Annotated in this window: 1 pseudogene; it reads right to left on the bottom strand. The window is 37.2% G+C overall.

Annotated elements, in window-relative coordinates:
* A pseudogene (locus tag E7C97_RS09585) lies at window positions 1-916 on the bottom strand (ISL3 family transposase); the annotation flags it as partial.
* Window positions 917-1,038: the final 122 nt, after the last annotated feature.

Raw genomic sequence — 1,038 nt, 5'->3', positions numbered from 1 at the left:
GAATAGCTTAAAAGCTTGTCTAGAATCTCTTTATTCGTTAAGTGCATGCGAAAAGTAGGGCGATAAAAACGTTTATCACTCAGTTTACGGCTATCTTGTTGGATGAGTTTCCAATAGCGCTTGATAACCTTGTATTCATGAGATTTTCGCTCAAATTGATTCATGATTTGGACACGAACCCGACTTATAGCTCGGCTTAAGTGCTGAACAATGTGGAAACGATCAAGTACAATTTTTGCATTAGGAAAAAGCTGTTTAGCCAAGTTATAGTAAGGACTAAACATATCCATAGTAATGATTTTCACTCGACATCGGACCGCTCTATCGTAGCGCAGAAAGTGATTGCGGATGATAGCTTGTGTTCTTCCCTCAAGAACAGTAATGATATTGAGCTGATCAAAATCTTGTGCGATAAAACTCATCTTTCCCTTGGTAAAGGCATACTCGTCCCAAGACATAATCTCTGGAAGACAAGAAAAATCATGCTTAAAGTGAAAGTCATTGAGCTTACGAATGACAGTTGAAGTTGAAATGGATAGCTGATGTGCAATATCAGTCATAGAAGTCTCTTCAATCAACTTTTGAGCAATCTTTTGGTTGATAATACGAGGAATTTGATGATTCTTCTTAACGATAGAAGTTTCAGCGACTATCATTTTCGAGCAATGATAGCACTTAAAACGACGCTTTTTAAGAAGAATTCTGGTAGCATACCAGTCGTCTCGAGGTAAGGAATTTTCGACGGTTTTTGAAAATCATATTTCTTCATTTGACCTCCGCACTCAGGGCAAGACGGGGCGTCATAGTCCAGTTTAGCGATGATTTCCTTGTGTGTATCCCTATTGATGACATCTAGAATCTGGATATTAGGGTCTTTAATATCGAGTAGTTTTGTGATAAAATGTAATTGTTCCATATGATTCTTTCTAATGATGGTTTAGTCGCTTTTCATTATAGATCTTATGGGACTTTTTTTCTACACAAAATAGGCTCCATAATATCTATAGGGGATTTACCCACTACAAATATTATAGAGCC

The organism is Streptococcus sp. (assembly GCF_032481935.1).
Classification (GTDB): domain Bacteria; phylum Bacillota; class Bacilli; order Lactobacillales; family Streptococcaceae; genus Streptococcus.
Note: the sequence above shows the minus strand (reverse complement) of the source record. Positions and strands in the feature narration are given on the sequence as shown.